This window comes from Streptomyces sp. NPDC006687 (genome assembly GCF_040636215.1).
Classification (GTDB): Bacteria; Actinomycetota; Actinomycetes; order Streptomycetales; family Streptomycetaceae; genus Streptomyces.
This window is the reverse complement of the sequence record NZ_JBEYJJ010000006.1, coordinates 45,249-68,848: the sequence shown is the minus strand read 5'-3', so window position 1 is coordinate 68,848 and position 23,600 is coordinate 45,249. Positions and strand designations below refer to the sequence as shown.

The following is a 23,600-nucleotide window of genomic DNA, read 5'->3' as shown; positions in this document are numbered from 1 at the left end:
CGCGCGAGGGACCCGCGCAAGGGACCCGCGCAGATGACGGCACGGCCGGTCGCTCCTCGCGACCGGCCGTGCCGTCGTGTCCCTACGGGCGGGTCAGACGACCTTGACCTCCAGGACCAGCTGCGCCCCGTCGGCCGTGGTGAGCCGCAGGTGGTACGTGCCCGCGGGCGCGTCCGTGGTCAGCAGGTCGGGCAGCACGGTCGTGCCGTCGGCCCTGGTCTTGGCCGGCTGCACCGTGAACAGCTTCTGGCCCTCGGCCGCGCCCTTGAAGAAGGGGCCCTTGGCCGTCTCCGGGTCGACCGGGACCCAGGCCCCGGGCGTGCCCGTGACCAGCTCGGCGGTGAGCTGGACGCCGGCCTGCGGCGCGTCGCCGCGGGCCGCCAGGAACTCCAGCCCCTTCACCGGGGTGCCGGCCGCGACCCGCACCGGCTGGGAGCCGTCCGTACGGGTGAGCACCACCGGCTTCTCGGCCGGCTTCTCGGTGACCTTGCCGTCCACGGCCACGGTGAACTGGCTCCTGGCGTCGTAGGCCGTGGCCCGCAGGGTGAAGGTGCCCGCCTTCGGGCCGGCCTTCAGGCGCGGGGCGGTGGCGATGCCCTGGGCGTCGGTACGGACGACCACGCTCGGCTCGTCACCGAAGACGAAGCCCGTGCCGCCGGTGGTGTCCTGCTCGACCGCGACCACCACGGCCTGGCCGGCGGCGGGCTTGCCGTCGCTGAGGACCGCCTTGAAGCGGACCCCGTCCGCGAACGTGCTGCCGGCCTCCGCCGTCAGCGCGGTGTCGCCGAGCCGCTCCAGCTTGGCCAGGGTGGCCGGCGCCGGGGTCGGCTTCGACGGGTCCGGCGTCGGGGTGGGCTTGGTCGGGTCCGGGGTGGGCTTCGGGTCCGGCTTGGGCGTCGGCTTCGGCGTGGGCGCCGGCTTCGTCGAGGGCTTCGGAGAAGGGGTCGGGATGTGCGGGGTCGGCGGCGTCGGGTAGGTGCCGACGGGCGGGTTGGGGACCCCCGCGGTGCCGTCCTGCTGGTACTGGTGCATGTAGCCGAGCACGCTGTTCACGTACTCGCGCGAGCTGTTGTAGCTGAGGATGGCCTGGTCGAGGTCGGCCGGGTTCGACAGGTCCCTGCCGCCCGAGCAGAGGTAGAGGCCCGCGCCCAGCGCCGCGTCGTAGATGTTGTTGGCGTCGCGCTTGCCGTCCCCGTTGCCGTCGGCCTTCCAGGTGGCCCAGGTGGAGGGGATGAACTGGAGCGGGCCGAAGGCGCGGTCGAACTCGGTGTCGCCGTCGAACTCGCCCTTGTCGGTGTCGAGGATCTTCGCGAAACCGTTGCCGTCGAGGCGGGGGCCGCGGATCGGCCTCTCGGTGGTGCCGTCGTCCTTGAGCCCGTAGCCGGAGGCGTGCACGGACTCGACGCGGCCTATGCCCGCGACCAGCTGCCAGGGCAGCTTGCACTTCGGGAGCGCGGCGGCGACGGCGACCTCGGCGCGCTTGTAGGCGTCGAGGGCGGTCGCGGGGATGCCGGCGGCGCCTTCGGCCGCCGTGCCCCCGCCCGCGGCGGGCGGGACGACGGGGTCGGCGAGCTGGCCCGGCAGGTCGAGGCGGGCGTCACCGCGCTCGGCGGCCTGCGGACTGTCCGGGGTGGGTTCCGCCTCGCCCGCGCCGGCGACCGGGGTGTTGGTCACCACGGCGGCGGTGGTCAGGCTGGCCGCGAGGGCGGCCGTGCACAGTACTTTCCGCGAGGTGTTGACTACGTGACGGTGAAGCGGCTTCACGGTGCGGCGATCCCCCCAAGGCGGCCGGCGAAGTCAGGTGCACGGCCGGTCGGGCCGTGATTGTTCTGTCTATCAGGTATTCGGACGCGACTCGCCGTCGCCCCCGCAGATATGACGCGCCATTCGTCTCGGCTTCACCCGCCTGTGACCCCGGACGTCCGCGAGTCCGGAAAGGTCCCAAAGGACCGTTCTATCAAGGCGCATGGGGATATGGCAGGGTTTTCATGGCGCACGGCGGAGCGCGGGACGAGGCCCGCGCGCCCCTTCCCCCCGCGGCCGCCCCGGCCTACTCTGACGCTCCGTCAGATACCGTACGCCGTCACGTCACGCGGGGAGCGCGCCATGCTGCTGCGAGGGAAGACCGTCGTCGTCTCCGGGGTGGGGGCCGGGCTCGGCCACCAGGTGGCCGCCGCCGTGGTCCGCGACGGCGGGAACGCCGTCCTCGGCGCGCGCACCGCCGCCAACCTGGCCAAGACCGCCGCCGAGATCGACCCCGACGGCGGGCACACCGCCCACCTCCCCACCGACATCACCGACGAGCGGCAGTGCGAGGCCCTCGCCGCGCTGGCCGCCGAGCGCTTCGGCGGGATCGACGCCGTCGTGCACGTGGCCGCCTGGGACTCCACCTTCGGCGGTCTTCAGGACGCCGACTTCGGGACCTGGCAGCAGATCCTCGACGTCAACCTCCTGGGCACCCTGCGCATGACCCGCTCCTGCCTGCCCGCCCTCAAGGACGCGGGCGGCGGCTCCGTGGTCCTCATCGGCACCCAGTCCGCCGTCGCCGCGCCCAGCGAGGTCCGCCAGACCGCCTACGCCGCCTCCAAGGGCGCCCTGACCTCCGCCATGTACTCCCTGGCCCGCGAGCTCGGCCCGCACCGGATCCGCGTCAACACCGTGCTCCCCGGCTGGATGTGGGGGCCGCCCGTGCAGGCGTTCGTCACCTTCACCGCCCACACCGAGAACGTCCCCGAGGCCGAGGTGCTCGCCCGGCTCACGGACCGGATGGCCCTGCCCGACCTCGCCACCGACGGGGACGTCGCGGACGCCGCCGTCTTCCTCGCCTCCGACCGGGCACGGGCGATAACCGGCCAGTCCCTGCTGGTCAACGCCGGTGAGCTGATGCGGTGACCCTCGCCGGACGCCGAACCGCTGATCGTATGCTCGCCGTATGACCACTCCGAGTGACGCCCCGACCGACAACGCGATGCGCCGTGCGCTCCGGCGGGCCCGTGACGGTGTCGCGCTCGACGCGGCCGAGGCGGCCGTGCTGCTCCAGGCCCGCGGTGCGGCCCTGGAGGACCTGGCCGCCTCCGCCGCCCGGGTGCGCGACGCGGGCCTGGAGGCCGCCGGCCGCGCGGGCGTGATCACGTACTCGAAGAGCGTGTTCATCCCCCTCACCCGGCTCTGCCGCGACAAGTGCCACTACTGCACCTTCGCCACCGTCCCCGGGAAGCTGCGGCGCGCGGGCCACGGGATGTTCATGTCCCCGGACGAGGTCCTCGACATCGCCCGCCGGGGCGCCGCGCTCGGCTGCAAGGAAGCCCTGATCACCCTCGGGGACAAGCCCGAGGACCGCTGGCCGGAAGCACGGGAGTGGCTGGAGGCGGAGGGCTACGACGACACCGTCTCCTACGTCCGCGCCATCTCCGTGCGCATCCTGGAGGAGACCGGGCTGCTGCCCCACCTCAACCCGGGCGTGCTGTCCTGGGCGGACTTCCAGCGGCTGAAGCCGGTGGCCCCGTCCATGGGCATGATGCTGGAGACCACCGCCACCCGGCTGTGGTCCGAGCCCGGCGGCCCGCACCACGGCTCCCCCGACAAGGAACCGGCCGTCCGCCTGCGCGTCCTGGAGGACGCCGGCCGCTCCTCGGTCCCCTTCACCTCCGGGCTGCTCATCGGCATCAGCGAGACCTACGAGGAGCGCGCCGAGTCGCTGTTCGCGCTGCGCCGGATCTCCCGTGCCTACCACGGCATCCAGGAGCTGATCATCCAGAACTTCCGCGCCAAGCCGGACACGGCGATGCGCGGGATGCCGGACGCCGAACTGGACGACCTGGTCGCCACGGTCGCCGTGGCCCGGCACATCATGGGCCCCTCCGCCTGCCTCCAGGCCCCGCCCAACCTGGTGGACGGGGAGTACGCCCGCCTGATCGGCGCCGGGATCGACGACTGGGGCGGGGTCTCCCCGCTCACCCCGGACCACGTCAACCCCGAGCGGCCCTGGCCCCAGATCGACCTGCTGGCCGAGCAGTCGGCGGCGGCCGGGTTCGAGCTGCGCGAACGGCTCTGCGTGTACCCGGAGTTCGTGCGCCGGGGCGAGCCCTGGCTGGACCCCCGGCTGCTGCCCCACGTCCGGGCGCTCGCCGACCCCGAGACCGGTCTGGCCCTCCCGGACGCCACCGTCGAGGGGCGGCCCTGGCAGGAGCCCGAGGAGGTCTTCACCGCCGCCGGGCGCACCGACCTGCACACCGCCATCGACACCGAGGGCCGTACCGGCGACCGCCGCGCGGACTTCGACGAGGTCTACGGCGACTGGGAGGCCCTGCGCGAGGCGGCGGCGCCCGGCATGGTGCCCGAGCGGATCGACACCGACGTACGGGCCGCACTGGCGCGGGCCGCCGACGACCCGGAGTCGCTCACCGACGAGCAGGCCCTGGCCCTGCTGCACGCGGACGGCCCGGCACTGGACGCCCTGTGCCGGATCGCGGACGACCTGCGCAGGTCGGTGGTGGGCGAGGACGTCACGTACATCGTCACGCGGAACATCAACTTCACCAATGTCTGCTACACCGGCTGCCGTTTCTGCGCCTTCGCGCAGCGCCGCACCGACGCCGACGCCTACACCCTCTCCCTGGAGCAGGTCGCCGACCGGGCCGCCCAGGCGTGGGAGGTGGGCGCCGTCGAGGTGTGCATGCAGGGCGGCATCCACCCGGACCTGCCGGGGACGGCGTACTTCGACATCGCGCGGGCGGTCAAGCAGCGGGTGCCGGGCATGCACGTGCACGCCTTCTCCCCGATGGAGGTCGTCAACGGCGCCACCCGCACCGGGATGTCCGTACGGGACTGGCTGACGGCCGCCAAGGAGGCCGGGCTGGACTCGATCCCGGGCACGGCGGCGGAGATCCTGGACGACGAGGTCCGCTGGGTGCTCACCAAGGGCAAGCTGCCCACGGCGGACTGGACGGAGGTCATCACCACCGCCCACGAGCTGGGCATCCGCTCCTCCTCCACGATGATGTACGGGCACGTGGACCAGCCCCGGCACTGGCTCGGCCACTTCCGCACCCTGGCCCGCATCCAGGAGAGCGCCCTCGCCAAGGGGGTGGAGGGGTTCACGGAGTTCGTGACGCTCCCCTTCATCCACACCAACGCCCCCGTCTACCTGGCGGGCATCGCCCGGCCGGGCCCGACGGTCCGCGACAACCGGGCGGTGACGGCGATGGCCCGGCTGCTGCTGCACCCGCACATCCCCAACATCCAGACGAGCTGGGTCAAGCTCGGCACGGAGGGCGCGGCGCAGATGCTCCGCTCCGGGGCCAACGACCTGGGCGGGACGCTGATGGAGGAGACCATCTCCCGGATGGCGGGCTCCTCGTACGGCTCGTACAAGTCGGTGCGGGACCTGGTCGCGGTCGCGGAGGCTGCGGGGCGGCCCGCCCGTCCCCGGACGACGCTGTACGGGCAGGTGCCGCAGGAGCGGCAGGACGCGGCGCGGGCCTCGGACGGGCACCTGCCGGACCTGCTGCCGGTCCTGGAGTAGGCCGCCAGGTCCCGCCCCGGCTCCCGGGCGTCCCGTGCCACCCGGGGCAACCCGTCGTCGCGCGGGCCGGCGGGCGGCGCCGGTGATCCCGCCGCCGTGCGGGCCGGCCCCGGCCCGCACGGCCGACCCGCCGGCCCGTACCCCCCGAGCGCCCTGCCCCCCGCACCCGGAACGCCGTACCTTGGCCCTCCCGACGACTCGGAGGTGCCTCATGCGGATCGCCACGACCATCTTCCTCACCGACCGCACCGTCTCCCCCACCCGCCTCGCCCACGCCCTCGAAGAGCGCGGCTTCGCCGGCCTCTACCTCCCCGAGCACACCCATATCCCGGCCAACCGCGCCACGCCCGCCCCCATGGGCGGGGAACTCCCCGAGGAGTACGGCCGCACCCTGGACCCCTTCGTGGCCCTGGCCCAGGCCGCCGCCGTCACCCGCCGCCTGACCCTCGGCACGGGCATCACCCTCGTCGCCCAGCACGACCCCATCGGCCTGGCCAAGCAGACCGCCACCCTCGACCACCTCAGCGGCGGCCGCCTGACCCTCGGCGTCGGCTACGGCTGGAACGTGGAGGAGGCCGCCGACCACGGCGTCGACTGGCCCACCCGGCGCGAACGGGTCCACGCGCACCTGGCCCTCATGCGCGCCCTGTGGTCCCCGGAGCCGACCGCCTACGAGGGCCCGTACGGCTCCGTCCAGGCCAGCCTCGCCCACCCCAAGCCCGCCACGCCCCCGCGCGAACTGGCGGCCGGGGAGCGGCTGCACGGGCCGCGCACGCTCTTCGGTGGGGCGGCCGGCCCCAAGCTGTTCGCCGCCGTCGCGCGGAATGCCGACGGCTGGCTCCCCATCGGGGGCGGCGGGCTGACCGAGAGCCTGCCGGTGCTGCGCCGGGTCTGGGAGGACGCCGGGCGCGATCCCAAGGCCCTCCAGGTGGTCCCGTACGCCGTCCAGCCGAGCCCCGGCAAGCTCGCGCACTACGCGGGGCTGGGCATCGAGGAGGTCGTGCTGCAACTCCCCTCCGCCCGCGAGGCCGAGGTCCTGCGCGCCCTGGACGACTACGCCCAGTACCTCTGAGCCACGTCCCGGGGCGCGCCGGGGGCGGGGCCGGGGAACCGTCCCGGCCCGGCGGGGCGTGTCCACGGGTGCCGGGGCCGCCGGACCGGCCGGCTGGTACTTTGGCGCGTTCCGTCGTACCGACCGATCAACTCGCTTTCCTGGGGGACCTTCCCGTGCACCGCACCCTGCGCCTCACCGCCTTCGCCACCGCCACCCTGGCCGCCGCCCTGACCCTGACCGCCTGCGGCAGCGACTCCTCCCCCAAGGCGGACGCCAAGCCCAGCTCCGCCCCGATCACCCCCACCGCGGCCCCGACGGCCGCCGCGAGCACCGGCTCGGCCTCGGGCACCGGCGCGGGCACGCTGGAGGGCGGCTGGATCTCGATGGCCCAGGGCAAGCCCATGGTGCTCACGGTCAAGGGCCAGAAGGCGTTCGTGGTCGAGGCCGCCACCGGCCTGAGCTGCGAGGGCACCGCAGCCGGCGCCGCGCTGGACCTGAAGTGCCCGGCGGGCGCGACCCATTCCAAGGGCAAGGTGGACTCGGTGGACGCCACCACCCTGAAGGTCACCTGGGAGGGCGCCGGCCAGGAGACCTACCAGAAGAGCGAGCCGGGCAAGCTGCCCTCGCTCCCGGCCCTGCCGACGAAGAAGTAGCGGGTCGGGCCCGGCGGGCCCCCGCGCATGACGAACCGGGCCCGGAGCGCAGCAGCGGCTCCGGGCCCGGTTCGGCGTCACGCTCCCGCGTGCTGGACCGGAACCTTCGATTCCGATCCCCCCGTTGACGGCGCCTCCCTAGGGGCGGGGGCACCGCTGAGGGAGAAACTAGGGCCCCGCGGACCGGCCGCCAATGTCACGGATGCACGGTCGCGGGGCAGGAGCCTCTCACCCGTGCACGGTGCACCCGCGCTGACCGGCCCGAACGCCCCTCGGACGGATCCGCGGCGAGCGCGAGCACGACCTCGTACAGCCCGCCCCCGCCGGCGACGAGCTGTCGCCGCAACAGCCCCTCCGCCGCGCGCAGATGCTCGCGCACGGTTCGCGGATGCACCCCCCGGCGCCGGGCGGCGGGCTCCACCGCGCAGTTCTCCCCCACCCAGGCGCGCAGGGTCCGCAACAGGCCCCGCTCGTCGGCGCCCAGGGGCGCGAGCAGCTCCCGCGCCCAGGCCCGCACCGGGCCGGCGGCCAGCAGCGCGGCCAGGTCCGGGGCGGCCCCGCCCGGATCCCCCGCCTCCTCCTGCCACCCCAGGGCGAGGTCGAGCGCCGCCCGGTCCCGTACGTCGCCCAGGTCGACCCCGAGCAGCCCGGCCGCCCGGTCCATCCGCGCCCGCACCGTGTTGCGGCTGATCCCGAGCAGCGAGGCCGCGCTCACCGCCGTGTACTCCAGCCCGAGCCGTACGGTGGCCGTCAGCTGGTAGCGGTCGTGCGCCGGGACGGCCCCCAGCGGCCGCAGGAACCCCGCCGCCCAGGCGGAAGCGGCCCCCGCGTCCAGCACGTCCGGCAGCCGGACCCGGGTGGCAGGCCCGGCCACCCGCCCGGGCATCAGCCGGGCGGCGGCCAGGCTCCGCACGGCGTCGTCGTAGCCCGCAGCGACCCGGGACAGCGGCTGCCGGCCGCTGACCCCGAGGAAGACCCCGTCCCGCCCGGCGACGAAGGCGCGCAGGGCGGCCTCCGCGCCGCCGTCGCCGGTGTGGGGGGCGACGACGATGACGTGCCCGTCCTCCGCCGGACACCGCACGACCAGCGCCCGCCCGGCCAGCAGCCCCTCACAGGCCCCCGCCACCTCCTGCCGCTCCGCCCGGGAGGTCTCCAGTACGAGCACCACCGCGCGGTCCGCGTCCAGCAGCCCGGGCCGCAGCCCGGCCATCGTCCGCTGGGCGAGGGCCACCTCGCCGCCCATGAGCAGCTGGAGCACCGACAGCCGCACCCCGGCCCCCGCCTCGGTCATGCGCTGCCGCTGCGCCTCGGCCTCACCGCTGCGCACCAGCAGCTCCAGGACGGTGGCGGCGTGCGCGGTGAAGGCGGCGGCCGTCTCGTCGAACGGCTCCGGCCGGGTGACGACGAGCACCGGATGCGGACGCTCGAACCCGAGGGCCAGCAACCGCACGTGCCGCCCCGGCTCGGCCACCACGGCCGACCGGGGATTCCCCCCGGCCACCGCCTTGAGCAGCCCCGCCTCGGCCCCGCCCCCGAGCACCGCCGTCCCCCCGACGACCCCGCCCAGCCACTCCAGCACCCGGCGCACGGCCGCCCGGTACCCGCCCGGGGCGCCCCGGGCCGCTCTCAACAGCCCGGCCAGCGGATCGCCCGCCCTTCCTGATGCCCCAGTCACCGGCTTCCCCTCCCGTCCCGGTCGTACGCTCGACTCCACGGTAGGGACCGCCACTGACACCGCAGAACGGGAGGGCCCATCAGCGTGCCGGTGGCGAAGTCAGCTCCGCCCAGGCCGTTTTGCCGATGATGCGGTCCATGACGCCCCAGTCGGTGGTGAGGGCGTCCACGACGGGGAGGCCGTAGCCGGATTCCGCCTGGTAGGCGGGCGGCTGGGCGGCGAGCCGGCGGGGTCGCCGGCTAGAACGGCGGGATCGGTCCCGGAGCCGCCACACCCGGGGCCGGACGCCAGAAGCGCCCGTCAGGCAGGGCCTGACGGGCGCCGAGGAAGTATTCGGCATCGCGCTGGAACCGGACCCCCGGCACGGCGCTGCGGATGTGCGCCCAGATGCTCGGCGCGACGCGGTACTCGCCCGCCACCATCCAGGGGTCGTCACCGAGGACGAACAGGTGCCTGATCTTCAGGAACTGCTCGCGGGACAGTGACACGGACTCGACTATCTCCTCGTCCGCGTCACTGAAGCCGGTCAGCTCCCAGTCGAGGTTGTAGCCGTCGGCGAAGGGATAGTCGCTGCTCACCGCTTCACGCTAGGCGGGGGCCGTGGGCCCCCGCACCTCCTTTTCCAGCGGGCCCGTCAGAGGGTGCGGGCGCTGATGTCGCCGTAGGCGGTGGTGGCGTGGATGGTCAGGGGGGCCGCGCCCCCGGTGCTCTGGAGGGCGTTGTCGATGCGGCCGAAGCCGGTGCCCGCGTCCAGGGAGGCGGCCACGCCGCGGGCGGCGCCGACCGTGATGTTGCCGTGCTGGGTGGTGAGGGTGACGACCCCGGCCGTGGCCTCGCTGATCGCGATCTCACCCTTCTGGGTGGTGATCTCCGCGGTGCCGCCCAGCCGGCCGAGCGTGACGTCGCCGGACTGGACGGTGACCCGGGCGGTGGCGGTCTCGTCCAGCGCGACCTGCGCCTGCGCGGCTTCGAGGACGACGTCGCCCAGGCGGCCCTTGCCCCGCACCTCGCCGGCGGCCAGCTTGGCCTCGACGTGCGAGCCGGCGGGGAGCTGGACGGTGACCTCCACGAACCCGGAGTTGCCGGTGAGCCGGTTCTTCGCCTCGGCGGCCACGACCCGCAGGACACCCTCGGCGAACGAGACCTCGATCAGTTCGGCCGCCTTCACGTCGCGGCCCTTGGAGGGGTCCGCCGGGCGGACTTCGACGGTGGTGTCGGCGCGGTCACCGGCGACGAGGCGGATGTGACCCGCCGGGATGTCGAGGACGGCGGAAACCGGGGCGGCGGTGGCGAAGGTCGGCATGGTGTTCTCCTTCATCGGCATCTCGTTTCTGACATGAGAAACGCTACGTTGCTTTACAGGTCCTGACAATGACTTCGTTGCGACTGATGAACACATATGCAGGTCAGACCCGCTAAATCGTTGCAACGGTTCTGATGTCAACGCAACGTCCCGACCCTCGCACATTGCAATGGACTGCGGGTAAACGCTATGCCACCGCACAAGAGGACGGCTAGTGTGCGTCCATGGCTTCCCTCATACGTCACATCACCATTGACTGCCACGACGCCTACGCCCTGGGCCAGTTCTGGGCTCAGGTCCTCGACGGCACCCTCCACGAGGACGATTCCCCGGGTAACCCGGAGGCATTGCTCACGACCGAGGGCGGGACCCTGCTGTTCATCCAGGTGCCCGACGCCAAGTCCGCGAAGAACCGGGTGCACCTGGACGTCCAGCCGCAGGACCGGTCGCGCGACGAGGAGGTGGAACGCCTCCTCGGTCTCGGCGCCACGCTCGTCGGCGACCACCGCAAGCCCGACGGCACCGGCTGGGCGACCCTGGCCGACCCCGAGGGCAACGAGTTCTGCGTGGAACGCAGCGCCGCCGAGCGGAAGTAGCACACACCGAGGCCCCGGCCCTCCGTGCGGAGGCCGGGGCCTTGGCCGGGGGTTCTCAGCCCACCGACGGGGCGTGCGGCAGGCCGGTGTTGAGGGCGGTGTCGGCGCCCGCGAGGGAACCCTGGGTGGACTTCGTCGCGCTGTTGGCGGCGGCGCCGGTGACGGCGAGGGCCGTCTTGGCGTCCTGCACCGCCTCGCCCGGGTGGCCGGCGATGTCGACGACCCGCTCCACGACGGGCTGGTTCTCCATGCTGGGGCCGTCGGCGGCGTGGGCGACGGGGGTGAGGGCGAGGGCGGCGCCGCCGGTGAGGACCAGGGCGGACAGGGTGCGCTTCATGGCAGTCATGCCCCGCCCAACGACCCCGCCGCTCCCGGGGTCACCGCCCGGCCCCTCGTAGGTGTGACGCGGACGCTCAGTCCTCGACGACCAGGGACGGCGTCGACTTAGTCAGCACCTCGCCGCGGAAGAAGGCCGGGCTGCGGCGCTCGGTGGCCAGCATGATGACCACGCCCAGGGCCAGCAGGCCGACCCCGATGACGAAGACGCTGCCGACGCCCAGGCCCGGGATGGTGGAGCCCGAGCCGTACGAGGGGTCCCAGGCGTCCGTCAGGGTCTTGACGAACACCGCCGCGAGGAGCAGGCCGCCCAGGACCGGGAAGACGCCCTTGAAGAACAGGTCGCGGGCGGAGCGGCGCAGGTCGCCGCGGAAGTACCAGGCGCAGGCGAAGGCCGTCAGGGAGTAGTAGAAGCAGATCATCAGGCCGAGCGCGAAGATCGTGTCGGTGAGGACGTTCTCGCTGACCAGGGTCATGACCGTGTAGAACGCGCCGGTCGCGACGCCCGCCATGACGGTGGCGCGGCCCGGGGTCTTGAAGTGCGGGTGGACCTTGGCGTAGGAGGCGGGCAGGGCCTCGTACGTGGACATGGCCAGGACCGTGCGGGCGACCGGGATGAAGGTGGTCTGGAGGGAGGCGGCGGCCGAGGCGAGGACCGCCACGAACAGCAGGATGCCGAGGACCGGGCCCATGACGGGGCCGGCGAGGGCGGCGAAGACGTTGCCGGAGGTCTCCGGGTTGCCCAGGCCCAGGCCCTCGGCGCCCGAGCCGACGGCCATCTGGGCGGCGATGCCGGTGGCCAGGTAGGAGCCGACGAGGACGATCATCGCGATGAGCGAGGCGCGGCCCGGGGTCTTGGCGGAGCCGATGGTCTCCTCGTTCGCGGTCAGGCAGGTGTCCCAGCCCCAGTACATGAAGATCGAGAGCGAGAGTCCGGCGGTGAAGGCGCCCATGGACTCGACCGCGAAGGGGTTCATCCACTGCCAGGAGAAGTCCACGCCGGTGTCGAAGGTGCCGGCGGCCCCCTTCTGGAGGGCCATGGCCACGAACACGGCGAGGACGAGCAGCTGGAGCCCGACGAGGGTGTACTGGACGCCCTTGGTGGCGGTCATACCGCGGTAGCTGATGGCGGTCGCGGTGGCGATCAGCGTCAGACAGGTGGCGATGTGGACGAACTTGTTGTGGTCCAGTGCCGCGATCGAGGGATCCGAGGTGATCTCCCCGGCCAGCAGCCAGAAGTAGGACGTGGCGACGCCGGCCAGGTTGGACAGGACGATGATCGTCGCGATGACCAGGCCCCAGCCGCACATCCAGCCGATCCGGGGGCCGAACGCCTTGACGGTCCAGGTGAAGGACGTACCGCAGTCCGGCATGTCCTTGTTGAGCTCGCGGTAGGCGAAGGCGACGAGCAGCATCGGCAGGAAGCCGGCCAGGAAGACGGCGGGCATCTGGAGGCCGACCTGCCCGGCGGTGGAGCCGAGGGTGGAGGTCAGGCAGTAGACGGGGGCGACGGTGGAGATGCCGATGACGGCGCTGCCCACCAGGCCGACGGAACCCTTGCCCAGGCCCTTGCCGCGCACCTCGGCGTCGCCCCCGGCGACGCCGCCCACCGTGTCTCCGACCCGAGGCCGCTCGTCCAGCTGTGTCATGAGAAAGGACGGTAGAGGGTGCGATTTCCACATCTGGAAGCGTTAAGTCCAGATGTGAACTTCATGAATAACCTTGGAAATTCACCCGACAGGCAGCCTACAACGCTGGATTGCAAGATCGATTCATGGACGAGCATTGCGATTCACAGGCCCAAGATCGCCTTCCGGAATGCGGAAACCGCAGCCCTGACCGGAATGTCCGTTTAGAAAATTTCCCGGGGCAATTTTTTTCCGCCCCGGACCGCCCGGGGGCCGCCCTACCCCGCCCACACGATCGACTGGACCTCGCTGTAGGCGTGCAGCGCGTACGAGCCCACGTCCCGCCCCACCCCCGACTGCTTGAACCCCCCGAACGGCGCCTCCATGTTCCGCCCGACGGTGTTGACCCCGACCCCGCCCGAGCGCAGCCGCCGCGCCACCCGGAAGGCCCGCGCCGCGTCCCCGGACCACACGTAGCTGATCAGGCCGTAGTCGCTGTCGTCGGCCAGCGCCACCGCCTCGTCCTCGCCCCCGTCGAAGGGGACGACCACGACCACCGGCCCGAAGATCTCCTCCCGCACCACCCGCATCCCGGGGGCGCAGTCGACCAGCAGTGTCGGGGCCACGTAGAAGCCGCGCCCCTCCCCCACCACCGGCCGCTCCCCGCCGAAGGCGACCCGCGCCCCCTCCTTGCGGCCCAGCTCCACGTACGACTCGACCCGGTCCCGGTGCGCGGCCGAGATCACCGGGCCCACCACGGTCCCCTTCACCGCCGGGTCCCCGACCTTCATGAACGCCAGGTACCCCGTCAGCCGCTCCACCAGCTCCGCGTACACCGACCGGTGGACGATCACCCGGGTGGGGGCCGTGCAGATCTGCCCGCTGTAGAAGGAGAAGGTGGTGCCGATCCCCGTCACGGCCGCGTCCAGGTCGGCGTCCTCGAAGACCACCGCCGCGCCCTTGCCGCCCAGCTCCATCAGCTGCCGCTTCATGGAGCGCCCGCACACCTCCGCGATGCGCCGGCCCACCGCCGTCGAGCCGGTGAAGGAGACCATGTCCACGTGCGGGGAGTCCACCGCCGCCTCGCCGACCTCCACCGCCCGGCCCGAGACCACGTTCACCACCCCCGGCGGGATCCCGGCCTCCGCCAGCGCCTCGGCCATCCGGAACACCGACAGCGGGTCCTGCGGCGCCGGCTTGACCACCACCGTGTTCCCCATCGCCAGCGCCGGGGCCACCTTGCCCGCCGGGTTCGCCCACGGGTTGTTGTAGGAGGTGATGCAGGTGACCACCCCGACCGGCTGGCGCACCTCCAGCGCGCCCAGCACGCTCGCCCGGCCCATCGGCCCCGCCTCGGTCACCTGCGGGGGCAGCCCGCGCTCCACCGGCTCCAGCGCGCCCCGCGCGTACCGCCGGAACCGGGCCACCCCCACCCCGACCTGCATCCCGCGCGCGATCCCGGTCGGGGCGCCGGTCTCCGCCCGGGCCAGCTCCGCCCAGGGCTCGAACTCCCGCTGGATGACGTCCGCGGCCCGGTCCAGGATCGCCGCCCGCTCCTGGGGCGCCGTACGGGACCACGGGCCGAACGCCTCCGCGGCGGCCCGGGCGGCCTCCTCGACCTGCGCCCCCGACGCCTCGGGGGCCAGGCCCACCACGGACTCGTCCGCCGGGTTCACCACCTCGTAGGAGCCGCCGTCGGGGGCGACCCACTCGCCGCCGATGAACAGCCTCTGCCCGTCCCCGCCCCCGCGGCTCATCGGGTGCTCACCGTCCTCGTGTCGCGGCCCGAGCGGAGCACCCGTCCCGGGACCGCCCCCGTCACCTGGTCGTCGCGGATGGTCTCGACGCCGTTGACCCGGACCGACACGATCCCGATCGCCCGCGAGTCCAGGCGCGGGCTGTTCCCGGGCAGGTCGTGGACGAGGGTGGCCGGGCCCGCCTCGATGCGCTCCGGGTCGAAGAGGACCAGGTCGGCGTGGTGGCCCTCGGCGATGCGGCCGCGCTCGCGCAGCCCGAACAGCTGCGCCGGGTCGTCCGTCAGCATCTTCACCGCCTGCTCCAGCGGCACCAGCCGGCGGCCGCGCAGGCAGTCGCCGAGGAAGCGCGTCGTGTACGGGGCCCCGCACATCCGGTCCAGGTGCGCGCCCGCGTCGGAGCCGCCGAGCAGGACGTCCTCGTGCTGCCAGGTCTCGGCGCGCAGCGCCCAGGACGCCGGGTCGTTGTCGGGGGGCATCGGCCACAGGACGGTCCGCAGCCCGTCGTGGGAGCAGATCTCGACCAGGCACTGGAAGGGGTCCTGCCCGCGCTCGGCGGCGATGTCCCCGACGACCCGGCCGCTGAGCCCCTTGTTCTCCTCGCTGTAGGTGTCCCCGATGACGTAGCGCCCGAAGTCCGCCAGGCGCCGGAACACCCCGGCCTCCTTGCTGTCGGCGCGGCGCAGCATCCCGGCGCGGACCTCCGGGTCACGCAGCTTCGCGATCCGCTCGGGGACGGGGAGCGCGAGGACCTCGCCCCAGCCGGGGATCAGGTTCAGGGCGCAGAAGGTGCCCAGCGACATGTTCATGGGGGTGAGGATCGGCATGGTCAGCGCCACGATCCGGCCGCCGGCCTTGCGGGCGCGCTCGCTGGGCACCAGCTGGCGCGGGACCCGTTCGGGGACGGCGGCGTCGATGGTGAGCACGTTCCAGTTGAGGGGGCGGCCGGCGGCCGCGCTCATGTCGACGAGGAGGTCGATCTCCTCGTCGGCGAACTGGTCGAGGCAGCCGGCGACGATCGCCTCCAGCTGGGTCCCCTCGTGGTCGCCGACGGCCCGGCAGAGCGCGAGCAGCTCGGCGGGTGCGGCGTGCCGGGAGGCGACGGGGGCGCCGTCGCCGTCGGAGTGGGTGGAGGACTGGGTGGTGGACAGGCCCCAGGCGCCGGCGTCCATGGCCTCGTGGAGCAGGGCGAGCATCGCGTCCAGCTCGGCGGGGGTGGGCGTGCCGCCGGTGGCCGCCTCGCCCATGACGTGGCGGCGCAGGGCGCAGTGCCCGACCATGAACCCCGCGTTGACGGCGATCCGCCCTTCGAGGGCGTCGAGGTACTCGCCGAAGCCGGACCAGGACCAGTCGACGCCCTCTTCGAGCGCGGCGAGGGCCATGCCCTCGACCTTGCTCATCATGCGGCGGGTGTAGTCGGCGTCCCCGGGGCGGCCGGGGTTGAGGGGGGCCAGGGTGAACCCGCAGTTGCCGCCGGCGACGGTGGTGACCCCGTGGTTCATGGAGGGGGTGGCGTACGGGTCCCAGAACAGCTGGGCGTCGTAGTGGGTGTGGGGGTCGATGAACCCCGGGGTGAGGACCAGCCCGGTGGCGTCCTCGCTGGTACGGGCCTCCTCGCCGACGGCGCCGGGAGGGGCGACGACCGCGATGCGGCCGTCGCGTATCCCGACGTCCAGGGCGCGGGCGGGGGCACCGGTGCCGTCGACGACGGTCGCTCCGCGGATGAGGTGGTCGAGCATGGGTTCCCTTCCCGTGCTGGGGTACCGGGCCGGCGGGGGCTGGTCTGCCGGGCGGCCGTTACGCGGACTGGCGGAAGCGGGTGGTCCGGTGGACGGGGTCGGTGTCGATGTGCGGGATGACGTGCTCGCCGATGAGCTTGATCGTCGTCATGGTGTCCTCGTACGACACCCCCGTCGGCAGGCCGAACGACAGCTGGTCCGCCCCCGCCTGCTCCCAGCGCTTGCACTGGGCCCGCACCTCCGCCGGGTCGCCGCAAATCAGCAGCTCCTCCGCGATGAGCAGCTCGATGATCTCCGCGTTGTACTCCGGCAGCGTCTCCGGCCACTGCGGGATCGCCTCGGGCCGCGGGAAGGTGTCGTGGTAGCGGAACACCAGCGACTGGAAGCGGTTCATGTTCGCGTTGACCGCGATCTCGACCGCCTTCTCGTGCGTCTCGGCGCAGATCGCCGTCGAGGTGACCATCACGTTGTCGTTCACGAAGGCCCCGATGGCCTTCGCGTCCTGGATCGCCGTCTTGTACTGCTCCAGGACCCACTCCATGTCGGAGACCTTCTGGACGCTGAAGCCCAGCACTCCCAGGCCCTTCTTCGCCGCCATCGCGTACGAGGAGGGGGAGCCGGCGGCGTACCACATGGCCGGGTGGGCCTTGCCGTACGGCTTGGGGAAGATCTTGCGCGGCGGCAGCGACCAGTGCTTGCCCTGGAACCCCTCGTACTCCTCCTGGAGGAACATCTTGGGGAACTCCGCGATGGTCTCCTCCCAGATCTCCTTGGTGGCGTTCATGTCCGTGATGCCGGGCAGGAAGCCGAGGATCTCGTGGCTGCCGGCGCCACGGCCGGTGCCGAACTCGAAGCGGCCCTTGGAGAGGTGGTCGAGCATGGTGACCTTCTCGGCCACCTTCACCGGGTGGTTCACCGGGGCGAGGGGGTTGAAGATGCCGGAGCCGAGGTGGATGCGCTCGGTGGCGGCGGCGAGGTAGCCGAGGAAGACCTCGTTCGCGGAGAGGTGGGAGTACTCCTCCAGGAAGTGGTGCTCGGAGGCCCAGGCGTACTTGAAGCCGGACTGGTCGGCCTGGATGACGTACTGGGTCTCCTCCAGCAGCGCCTTGTGCTCCGCCTCGGGGTCGACCTTGGACCGCGCCTGGGGCACGTATCCCTGCACGAAGAGCCCGAATTCCAAGGGGGTCACCGTCCTTAGGTTTCTGACGTAGCGTCAGATTTGATGGGTCCGACTGTTCCACCGGGAGGTGGGAGCGTCAAGAGCGGGCGCGGCACCGCCTGACGAGGCGTCAGATAGGGCTTTGCTCAGAGCAGGCTGACCCCCGCCGTCCAGCCCCCGTCGATCACGAACGGCTGGCCGGTGATGTACGAGGAGTCCTCGGAGGTCAGGAACAGCGCCAGCCTCGCCACCTCCTCCGGCCGCCCCACCCGCCCCAGCGGCACCACCCGCCGGTAGAGCTCCGCCATCGCCTCCCGGGCCTCGTCCGTCATCCCGGCCGGATCCAGCAGGCCCGGGTTGGCCATGGGGGTGTCCACCGCGCCCGGACACATCGCGTTGACCCGGATGCCCCGTGCGGCCAGCTCCAGCGCCGCCACCCGCGTCAGCCCGAGGATCGCCGCCTTGGTCGCCGCGTAGGCGCCCACGTACGCCATGCCCGTCAGGCCCGTGTACGAGGAGGTGTTGACGATCGTGCCGCCGCCCGCCGCCCCGATCTCCGGGGCCACCGCCTTGATCCCGAGGAAGGCGCCGGTCTGGTTGACCTCCACCACCTGCCGGAACTCCTCCAGCGGGGTGGCGGTCAGCTCGTTGAAGCGGAGGATGCCCGCGTTGTTGACCAGCCCGTCGACCCGGCCGAAGGCGTCCTTGGCCACGGCCACGGCGGCCGCCCAGTCCTCCTCCCGGCTCACGTCCATCCGTACGTACCGGGCCCGGTCCTCGCCGTGCTCCTCGGTGATCTCCTTGGCGACGGCGGCCCCCTGCGCGTCGAGCACGTCGCCGAGCACCACCCGCGCGCCCTCGGCGGCGAAGAGCCGCGCCTCCTGCTCGCCCTGGCCGCGTGCCGCACCGGTGATGATGACGACGCGGCCCTCCAGCTTGCCCACGGCTACTCCCTCACTCGTCGGATGTCGGTGTCGTCTCAGTCGTTGAGCAGAGGGGCCGCCTCCGCACCGAAGGCGGTGATCTGGTCGACCAGTTCGGCCCGGTCGCGGCTGCGGAAGCGGACCTGGATCTGGTCCACGCCCAGCGCCCGGTACTCCCGCAGGGACTCCGCGAGCACCTCCGCCTTGCCCGTGAGGGTGCGCCGGCCGGTGTCCCAGCCGGGCTCGCCGACGTAGAGGGGCTCGGTGATCGCCCCCACCTCGAAGGGCCCCTCCACCCCGGCCGCCTCCCGCAGCTCCCGGATCCGGGCCACCTGCGCCGGGATCCGGTCGCGCGGGTCGCCCTGGGGGAGCCAGCCGTCACCGCGCAGGGCGGCCCGGCGGACGGCGGCGGGCGAGGAACCGCCGACCCAGACGGGGATCCGCTGCTGGGCGGGGCGGGGGAGCTGGCCGAGGTCGCGGAAGGAGAACCGTTCCCCCTCGAACTCCGGGAACTCCTCGGGGCCCAGGGCGGCGCGCAGCGCGTCCAGGGTCTCGTCCAGCACCGGCCCACGGCCCTCGAAGTCCGCCCCCAGGGCCTCGAACTCCTCCCGCACGTGCCCGGCCCCGACCCCGAGGACCAGCCGGCCCCCGGAGAGGTGGTCGAGGGTCGCGTACTGCTTGGCGGTGGCCAGCGGATGGCGCAGGCCGACGACCGCCACGTGGCTCAGCAGGCGTACGCGTGCGGTGATCCCCGCCAGGAAGGCGAGAGTGGCCACCGGGTCGTACCAGACGGTGCCCATGGGGCCGGCGAGCCGGCGCGGGACGGCGACGTGGTCGCAGGTGGCCAGGTACCCGAAGCCGGCCCGGTCGGCGGCCCGCGCCACCTCGGCGAGGTCGGCCGCACCGGCGGACGCCTCCCAGGGCTCGGCGTAGATGGTGCTCTGCGACTGGACCGGGAGCTGCATCCCGTACGCCAGCCGGCCCTCCGGAAACACGCGTGCCATGGCCGCCCCTGGGTGGGTGTGGTGGTCGTGGTGGTGGTCGTGGTGGTGGTCGTGACCGCGGCCCGCGTGCCGGTACGGGGTGACCGCCGGATCGGCATACCCGGGCCGCCGCCGGGCCATCGTCGTAGCTGACGGGCCGTCAGGCAAGGGGTGGGACGGGGCTCACCTCGCTCCGGCGGCGCGAACTCGCGCTCGGTCGGAGGGCGTCCGGCTAGGGTGCGGGCCGTGGAACTCATACTCACGCTCGTCAGCGGGGTGGCCTGGACCCTGGTGTACGCCGAGGCCATCCGGGTGGGGCTGCGGGACCGCACGTACGCCATGCCCGTGGCCGCCCTCGCGCTGAACCTCGCCTGGGAGGCCACGTACGCCGTCGTCGACCTCCGCGGCGGGCTGTCCGCGCAGGGGGTGGTCGACCTGGTGTGGTGCGCGGCCGACCTGGTGATCGTCTCCACGTACCTGCGCTACGGGCGCGCCGAGCTTCCCGCCTTCGTCACCCGGGGGGTGTTCGCCGCGTGGAGCGCCCTGGTCTTCGCGACGGGCTTCGCCGTGCAGTGGCTGTTCCTCGCCCACTTCGGAGCCCACGACGCCTCGCGCTACGCCGCGTTCCTGCAGAATTTGCTGATGTCCGGCCTGTTCCTGGCCCTGTACACCGCCCGGCGCGGCCCCCGCGGCCAGTCCCTCCTGATCGCCACCGCCAAGTGGCTGGGCACCCTCGCCCCGACGGTCCTGTTCGGCGCGATGGAGGGCTCGGGCTTCATCCTGGGCCTGGGCGCGCTGTGCTCGGTCTTCGACCTGGCGTACATCGGGGTCCTGGCGACGGGGCGGCGAAGGGCCGGGGCCGAGGGCGGGGAGGGTGTCAGAAGCCGGCCGGACCCATCGCGATGACCGGGTGGGCCGACGGGTCCAGGGTCTCCAGGAGCTGCTTCATCGCCGCCTTCGGCAGGCCGACGCAGCCGTGGGAGGGGCCGTCGTGGTCCACGTGCAGCCAGATGTTGCCGCCCCGGCCCTCGCCGTCCGGCATGACCGGGTCCAGCGGGGACACGCCCTGGCGGCGGTTGTAGTCGATCGCGACGACGTAGTCGAAGGAGCCGGCCAGCGACTCCCCGTTCACCCCGAGGCCGGTGGCGACGAAGGCGGGGTCCTGGTCGTACGGGAGCCTCGTACCGGACGGGGCGGACAGCCGGCCGCCGGCGTCGCTGAGGGAGAAGACGCCCTGCGGGGAGGTCAGGTCCCCGTACGCGCGGTCGGCGGACCAGCCCTTGGCCCCGTTGCGGGCGGGCCACTGCGCGGCGCGGACCCAGTCGGCGCCGGGGGCGGGGCGGGTGTAGAGGCCGGCGGTGGACTCCGAGGAGTCCTTCGCCCGGCCGGTGACGAGGACCAGCTGGCGCGCCTCGGCCGGGATACGGGCCCGGGTGGTCTCGCTGAGGGCGCCGGCCGGAAGCCCATGGAGGGCGTCGGGCCGCCTGCCCCCGCGCGCGGCGTGCCCGGGGTCCGCGGCATGGGCCCCGGGACGGCTGTCGGTCCGCGCCCCCGGCGCCGCGGGCGCGCCCGGCGGCTCGTAGAGGGCGTGCACCCATCCGGCTCCGAAGAGCACCAGCCCGGCGGTGGCGAGCAGCACCACGGCCCGCGAGGGCCGCCCGTGCTGCCGGGTACGCGCACGGCCGCGCGGGCTGCGCCCGGACCCGGCCCGACGATGCTTACTCACTCCTTGACGGTACCTCAGCTGATCACCGGTACCGGCCGCTCCCCTTCCGCTACAGGGGTGACGCCCTGCCCCCGTCCACCGTCCGGGGCCGACGAGCGCGCCGGCTGCGGGACGGACACGCAGAAGGCCCCGGTCTCCGTGAGGAGGCCGGGGCCTTGATCGAGCGCTGGGCAGGCCTTGCACCTGCATCCCCCCACAGGAAGTGGGGTGCCTTTCCTTGGACCACCAACGCCAGTCCCACCGCCTGTTTCCCGGCCGCGAGCTCGAAATGAACTCTACAGGGAAGATCAGCGCGAGACCAGCCCCACCCGCCGAGAAGTGGAAGGGAATGACCATCGACCGGCGCTGGAGTCGCCGTCGTCGTCACCCGGTGCGGACAGCACCGGCCGGCCGCCGCAAGTGGAACCCCGCCGGGCGGCCTCCGCCGGCCCCGCCCCGACACAGGGACGCTCCCCGACCCCTCCCGTCCCGGGGTGGGCCGATTTACGCTGCGGTGATGAGAACTCCTCGTCAGGCAGCTCGCATTGTCATCCTCTCCCCGAGTGGATCGGTGTTCCTGTTCCGGGAGAACAACGTCGAAGTCGGGATCCACTGGTTGCCGCCGGGCGGCGGGATCGATCCCGGGGAGACCCCCGAGGAGTGCGTGCGGCGGGAGTTGCGGGAGGAGACCGGGTGGACCGACCTGGAGCCGCAGCGGCTGCTGTGCACCTGGGAGCACGACTTCACGCACCAGGGCATACCCGTCCGGCAGCACGAGCACATCTACGTCACCACCGGCCCCCGCCGGGAACCCGTCCTGGAATCTCCGGGCATCCACTGGCAGTGGGTCACCCCGGAGCGTCTCGCCGCCCTCGGGGAGCCCCTCTGGCCCCCGCGCCTGCCCGACCTCCTCGCCGGAACCCCGGCCGAGCCGGTCCATTTCGGCCTCGTCACCTGGTCGCAGCCCTCCCGTCGGCAGGGGTGGCGGCCACGTTCCCGCCGACGGTGACGGCGTAGCCGCCGGCCGACAGTCCCGCGTCGGCAAGGGCCGTGCGGCACTTCGGGATGTCCGGGGAGCCTTCCGGGGCCGGGGGTATGAGACCGATGCGCGCGGCGTCCGCATCCCCCGGGGCGGGGAGGTGGAGGCTGAGGCCCATGCGGGCCGGGAGGGGCCTTCGGTCCAGGAACTCCTTCCACGCCGGGCCGGCGTCGACGAGCCGGCCGGTCACGGACACCTCCGTACCGTCGATCCGCAGGCAGTCGACGGCGAAGTCGCCCCAGTTGAAGGAGGCCGGGCGGCCGTCCATGGCAGGTGAGTAGTGCTGGATGCGGAAGGTGCCCCAGGAGCGGAGCGCCGTGGTCCGGTCGGACGCGGGGGCCGCGTCCCGCGGGCGGAACAGGCCCCGGGCGTCGACCGAGACCTGGACGTCGTCGCGGGGGTCGCCGTAGGCCATGCGGGCCCACCCGCTGACGGACGCCGCCGACGGGCGGACCGCCGGGCCGGCGGTTGCGGCCGAGGCAGGGAGGCAGGCCGTGGCGGCAAGGGCCGCGGCGAAGGCCAGGGGGACGGTGAGGCGCAGGATCGTGCGGTGCATGGCGGTGGTCTCCTCCGTCAGCGGCGGTCGGGTCGTCGCTTCCGATCCTGGCCGCAGGAGGTCCGCCCGGGCATCCCGCTCATGGGGGAGCCGTCTCCCCCGTGCGGGGGAGGGCGGGTCAGCGCTTGGTGGCCTGCGCGTAGAGCTGGGCGGCGTAGTCGCCGAGGACGGTGCTGGTGGAGACGTCGTCGGTGTCGCCGCCGGTCAGGATGCCGATGATCTTGCCGTCCCGGCCCAGCCAGGCGCTGCCGCTGGTCCCGCCGGGGAAGTCGGCGCAGTCGAAGCGCTGCTCGCGCTCGCTGGTGCGTACGGCGACCGCCGTGCAGGTGCGGGGGACCTTCCGGTCGGCGGGGTAGCCCGTCACCGTGACCTCCTCGCCCGCGCGCCCGCTGGCGTCCAGGGGGGCGCCGCCGGTGAGGTCCTCGATGTTGCGCCCCTTGTCGTCGGGGGCGACGCGGGCGAAGGCGAGGTCGTAGTCGTCGTCCGTGTCGTCGGCCCAGCGCTTGTCCTCGTAGACGCGCTCTATCTTCCAGACACCGTACGGGGCGACACCGTTCGCGTACGCGGGTGCGAAGACGGCGCCGCCGTCGCGGGTCTGCTCGCCCTCCAGCAGGCAGTGCCCGGCGGTGATCAGCAGGTTCTTGCCGGGGCTGCGGACGACCGTCGCGGTGCAGAAGTGGTCGCCGTCCAGGCCCCCGGTGAACAGGGCGCCGGTGAAGGCGGTGGCGTTGCCCGGCCTGGGGGCGGCGGCGGACGACTGCGGCTTGGCCGGCTGGGGCTTGGTCAGCTGCGGCTTCGACGCTTGCGAACGCGAAGGCGCGCTGGCCGAGCCGGAGGGTACGGCCGACTTGGCGTGCACGGGGGCGGTCGTCTCGGGAGGCGGAACCAGCTCGGCCACCGCCGCCGAGGCGCCCAGCGCCGCCACGGCGCACAGCACCGCCGTCACCACGGACCGCTTGTCCACCGCCATGAT

21 protein-coding genes are annotated in these 23,600 nt (G+C 73.4%); 7 read left to right on the top strand and 14 right to left on the bottom strand.

Going from position 1 to position 23,600, the window contains the following annotated elements; translation table 11 throughout:
* Positions 1–93: 93 nt before the first annotated feature.
* Positions 94–1,764: a lytic transglycosylase domain-containing protein gene (locus ABZ716_RS09690; protein WP_358957916.1), complete on the bottom strand. Its 1,671-nt coding sequence runs from the start codon at positions 1,762–1,764 to the stop codon at positions 94–96.
* Between the two features lie 342 nt (positions 1,765–2,106).
* Here ABZ716_RS09690 and ABZ716_RS09685 point away from each other — a divergent pair, with 342 nt between their 5' ends.
* The 4 genes from ABZ716_RS09685 (at position 2,107) to ABZ716_RS09670 (ending at position 7,231) form a co-directional block, all read left to right on the top strand.
* Complete coding sequence (locus ABZ716_RS09685; RefSeq protein ID WP_358957914.1) at positions 2,107–2,892, top strand: SDR family oxidoreductase; 786 nt, start codon at positions 2,107–2,109, stop codon at positions 2,890–2,892.
* A 40-nt stretch (positions 2,893–2,932) separates the two neighbouring features.
* The gene (locus tag ABZ716_RS09680; protein WP_358957912.1) at positions 2,933–5,524 is read left to right on the top strand and encodes a bifunctional FO biosynthesis protein CofGH; all 2,592 of its coding nucleotides are present in this window, start codon (positions 2,933–2,935) and stop codon (positions 5,522–5,524) included.
* A gap of 211 nt (positions 5,525–5,735) precedes the next feature.
* Positions 5,736–6,596, top strand: coding sequence for a TIGR03619 family F420-dependent LLM class oxidoreductase (locus ABZ716_RS09675; protein ID WP_358957910.1), 861 nt, complete (start codon positions 5,736–5,738; stop codon positions 6,594–6,596).
* A 155-nt stretch (positions 6,597–6,751) separates the two neighbouring features.
* Positions 6,752–7,231, top strand: coding sequence for a hypothetical protein (locus ABZ716_RS09670; protein WP_355971260.1), 480 nt, complete (start codon positions 6,752–6,754; stop codon positions 7,229–7,231).
* 196 nt (positions 7,232–7,427) lie between these two features.
* On the opposite strand, the gene ABZ716_RS09665 is transcribed toward ABZ716_RS09670, so the two are convergent.
* From ABZ716_RS09665 to ABZ716_RS09655, 3 genes are all read right to left on the bottom strand, one after another.
* Positions 7,428–8,906 (bottom strand): helix-turn-helix domain-containing protein, encoded by a 1,479-nt coding sequence (locus tag ABZ716_RS09665; protein WP_358957908.1) that lies wholly within the window; start codon positions 8,904–8,906, stop codon positions 7,428–7,430.
* Between the two features lie 239 nt (positions 8,907–9,145).
* Positions 9,146–9,484 (bottom strand): hypothetical protein, encoded by a 339-nt coding sequence (locus ABZ716_RS09660; RefSeq protein ID WP_358812018.1) that lies wholly within the window; start codon positions 9,482–9,484, stop codon positions 9,146–9,148.
* Positions 9,485–9,540: 56 nt separating this feature from the next.
* Positions 9,541–10,209, bottom strand: a complete 669-nt coding sequence (locus ABZ716_RS09655; RefSeq protein WP_358958122.1) for a DUF4097 family beta strand repeat-containing protein — start codon at positions 10,207–10,209, stop codon at positions 9,541–9,543.
* Between the two features lie 224 nt (positions 10,210–10,433).
* On the opposite strand from ABZ716_RS09655, the gene ABZ716_RS09650 reads away from it, so the two are divergent.
* Entirely contained in the window at positions 10,434–10,805 is a 372-nt protein-coding gene (locus tag ABZ716_RS09650; protein WP_358957906.1) for a VOC family protein, read from the top strand.
* 55 nt (positions 10,806–10,860) lie between these two features.
* Here ABZ716_RS09650 and ABZ716_RS09645 read toward each other — a convergent pair whose 3' ends face one another.
* The 7 genes from ABZ716_RS09645 to ABZ716_RS09615 all read right to left on the bottom strand — a co-directional run bounded on the left by ABZ716_RS09645 (position 10,861) and on the right by ABZ716_RS09615 (position 19,348).
* A complete protein-coding gene (locus tag ABZ716_RS09645) occupies positions 10,861–11,151 on the bottom strand; it encodes a hypothetical protein (RefSeq protein WP_358812017.1) in 291 nt (96 codons plus the stop codon).
* A 67-nt stretch (positions 11,152–11,218) separates the two neighbouring features.
* On the bottom strand, positions 11,219–12,790 hold the full coding sequence (locus ABZ716_RS09640) for an APC family permease (RefSeq protein ID WP_358957903.1): 1,572 nt from the start codon (positions 12,788–12,790) through the stop codon (positions 11,219–11,221).
* A gap of 257 nt (positions 12,791–13,047) precedes the next feature.
* Positions 13,048–14,526 carry an aldehyde dehydrogenase family protein gene (locus ABZ716_RS09635; protein ID WP_358957900.1) on the bottom strand — a complete coding sequence of 493 codons (1,479 nt, stop codon included), beginning with the start codon at positions 14,524–14,526 and terminating at the stop codon, positions 13,048–13,050.
* Complete coding sequence (locus ABZ716_RS09630; RefSeq protein ID WP_358812014.1) at positions 14,523–16,262, bottom strand: D-aminoacylase; 1,740 nt, start codon at positions 16,260–16,262, stop codon at positions 14,523–14,525. The genes ABZ716_RS09635 and ABZ716_RS09630 overlap by 4 nt, the downstream gene beginning before the upstream one ends.
* 58 nt (positions 16,263–16,320) lie before the next feature.
* The gene (locus ABZ716_RS09625) at positions 16,321–17,442 is read right to left on the bottom strand and encodes an LLM class flavin-dependent oxidoreductase (protein WP_358812096.1); all 1,122 of its coding nucleotides are present in this window, start codon (positions 17,440–17,442) and stop codon (positions 16,321–16,323) included.
* Positions 17,443–17,567: 125 nt separating this feature from the next.
* Positions 17,568–18,365, bottom strand: a complete 798-nt coding sequence (locus tag ABZ716_RS09620; RefSeq protein ID WP_358957897.1) for an SDR family NAD(P)-dependent oxidoreductase — start codon at positions 18,363–18,365, stop codon at positions 17,568–17,570.
* A 35-nt stretch (positions 18,366–18,400) separates the two neighbouring features.
* Positions 18,401–19,348, bottom strand: coding sequence for a TIGR03619 family F420-dependent LLM class oxidoreductase (locus ABZ716_RS09615; protein ID WP_358957895.1), 948 nt, complete (start codon positions 19,346–19,348; stop codon positions 18,401–18,403).
* Between the two features lie 225 nt (positions 19,349–19,573).
* On the opposite strand from ABZ716_RS09615, the gene ABZ716_RS09610 reads away from it, so the two are divergent.
* A complete protein-coding gene (locus tag ABZ716_RS09610) occupies positions 19,574–20,233 on the top strand; it encodes a hypothetical protein (protein WP_358957891.1) in 660 nt (219 codons plus the stop codon).
* On the opposite strand, the gene ABZ716_RS09605 is transcribed toward ABZ716_RS09610, so the two are convergent.
* Positions 20,205–21,053 carry a L,D-transpeptidase family protein gene (locus ABZ716_RS09605; protein ID WP_358957889.1) on the bottom strand — a complete coding sequence of 283 codons (849 nt, stop codon included), beginning with the start codon at positions 21,051–21,053 and terminating at the stop codon, positions 20,205–20,207. The two genes, ABZ716_RS09610 and ABZ716_RS09605, sit on opposite strands and share 29 nt — an antisense overlap.
* Before the next feature lie 496 nt (positions 21,054–21,549).
* Between ABZ716_RS09605 and ABZ716_RS09600 the strand changes: the two genes are divergently transcribed.
* On the top strand, positions 21,550–22,041 hold the full coding sequence (locus ABZ716_RS09600; RefSeq protein WP_358812009.1) for an NUDIX domain-containing protein: 492 nt from the start codon (positions 21,550–21,552) through the stop codon (positions 22,039–22,041).
* Here ABZ716_RS09600 and ABZ716_RS09595 read toward each other — a convergent pair.
* Together ABZ716_RS09595 and ABZ716_RS09590 are read right to left on the bottom strand one after the other, a co-directional pair.
* Complete coding sequence (locus ABZ716_RS09595) at positions 21,983–22,627, bottom strand: hypothetical protein (protein WP_358957887.1); 645 nt, start codon at positions 22,625–22,627, stop codon at positions 21,983–21,985. The two genes, ABZ716_RS09600 and ABZ716_RS09595, sit on opposite strands and share 59 nt — an antisense overlap.
* Positions 22,628–22,745: 118 nt before the next feature.
* Positions 22,746–23,597 (bottom strand): trypsin-like peptidase domain-containing protein, encoded by an 852-nt coding sequence (locus tag ABZ716_RS09590; protein ID WP_358957884.1) that lies wholly within the window; start codon positions 23,595–23,597, stop codon positions 22,746–22,748.
* Positions 23,598–23,600 lie beyond the last annotated feature (3 nt).

Excerpts from the sequence above, each read along its gene's own strand:
- ABZ716_RS09685 (WP_358957914.1), top strand. The coding sequence starts at position 2,107 with ATGCTGCTGCGAGGGAAGACCGTCGTCGTCTCCGGGGTGGGGGCCGGG.
- ABZ716_RS09680 (WP_358957912.1), top strand. The coding sequence starts at position 2,933 with ATGACCACTCCGAGTGACGCCCCGACCGACAACGCGATGCGCCGTGCG.
- ABZ716_RS09675 (WP_358957910.1), top strand. The coding sequence starts at position 5,736 with ATGCGGATCGCCACGACCATCTTCCTCACCGACCGCACCGTCTCCCCC.
- ABZ716_RS09655 (WP_358958122.1), bottom strand. The coding sequence starts at position 10,209 with ATGCCGACCTTCGCCACCGCCGCCCCGGTTTCCGCCGTCCTCGACATC.
- ABZ716_RS09650 (WP_358957906.1), top strand. The coding sequence starts at position 10,434 with ATGGCTTCCCTCATACGTCACATCACCATTGACTGCCACGACGCCTAC.
- ABZ716_RS09645 (WP_358812017.1), bottom strand. The coding sequence starts at position 11,151 with ATGACTGCCATGAAGCGCACCCTGTCCGCCCTGGTCCTCACCGGCGGC.
- ABZ716_RS09640 (WP_358957903.1), bottom strand. The coding sequence starts at position 12,790 with ATGACACAGCTGGACGAGCGGCCTCGGGTCGGAGACACGGTGGGCGGC.
- ABZ716_RS09635 (WP_358957900.1), bottom strand. The coding sequence starts at position 14,526 with ATGAGCCGCGGGGGCGGGGACGGGCAGAGGCTGTTCATCGGCGGCGAG.
- ABZ716_RS09630 (WP_358812014.1), bottom strand. The coding sequence starts at position 16,262 with ATGCTCGACCACCTCATCCGCGGAGCGACCGTCGTCGACGGCACCGGT.
- ABZ716_RS09615 (WP_358957895.1), bottom strand. The coding sequence starts at position 19,348 with ATGGCACGCGTGTTTCCGGAGGGCCGGCTGGCGTACGGGATGCAGCTC.
- ABZ716_RS09600 (WP_358812009.1), top strand. The coding sequence starts at position 21,550 with ATGAGAACTCCTCGTCAGGCAGCTCGCATTGTCATCCTCTCCCCGAGT.
- ABZ716_RS09595 (WP_358957887.1), bottom strand. The coding sequence starts at position 22,627 with ATGCACCGCACGATCCTGCGCCTCACCGTCCCCCTGGCCTTCGCCGCG.
- ABZ716_RS09590 (WP_358957884.1), bottom strand. The coding sequence starts at position 23,597 with ATGGCGGTGGACAAGCGGTCCGTGGTGACGGCGGTGCTGTGCGCCGTG.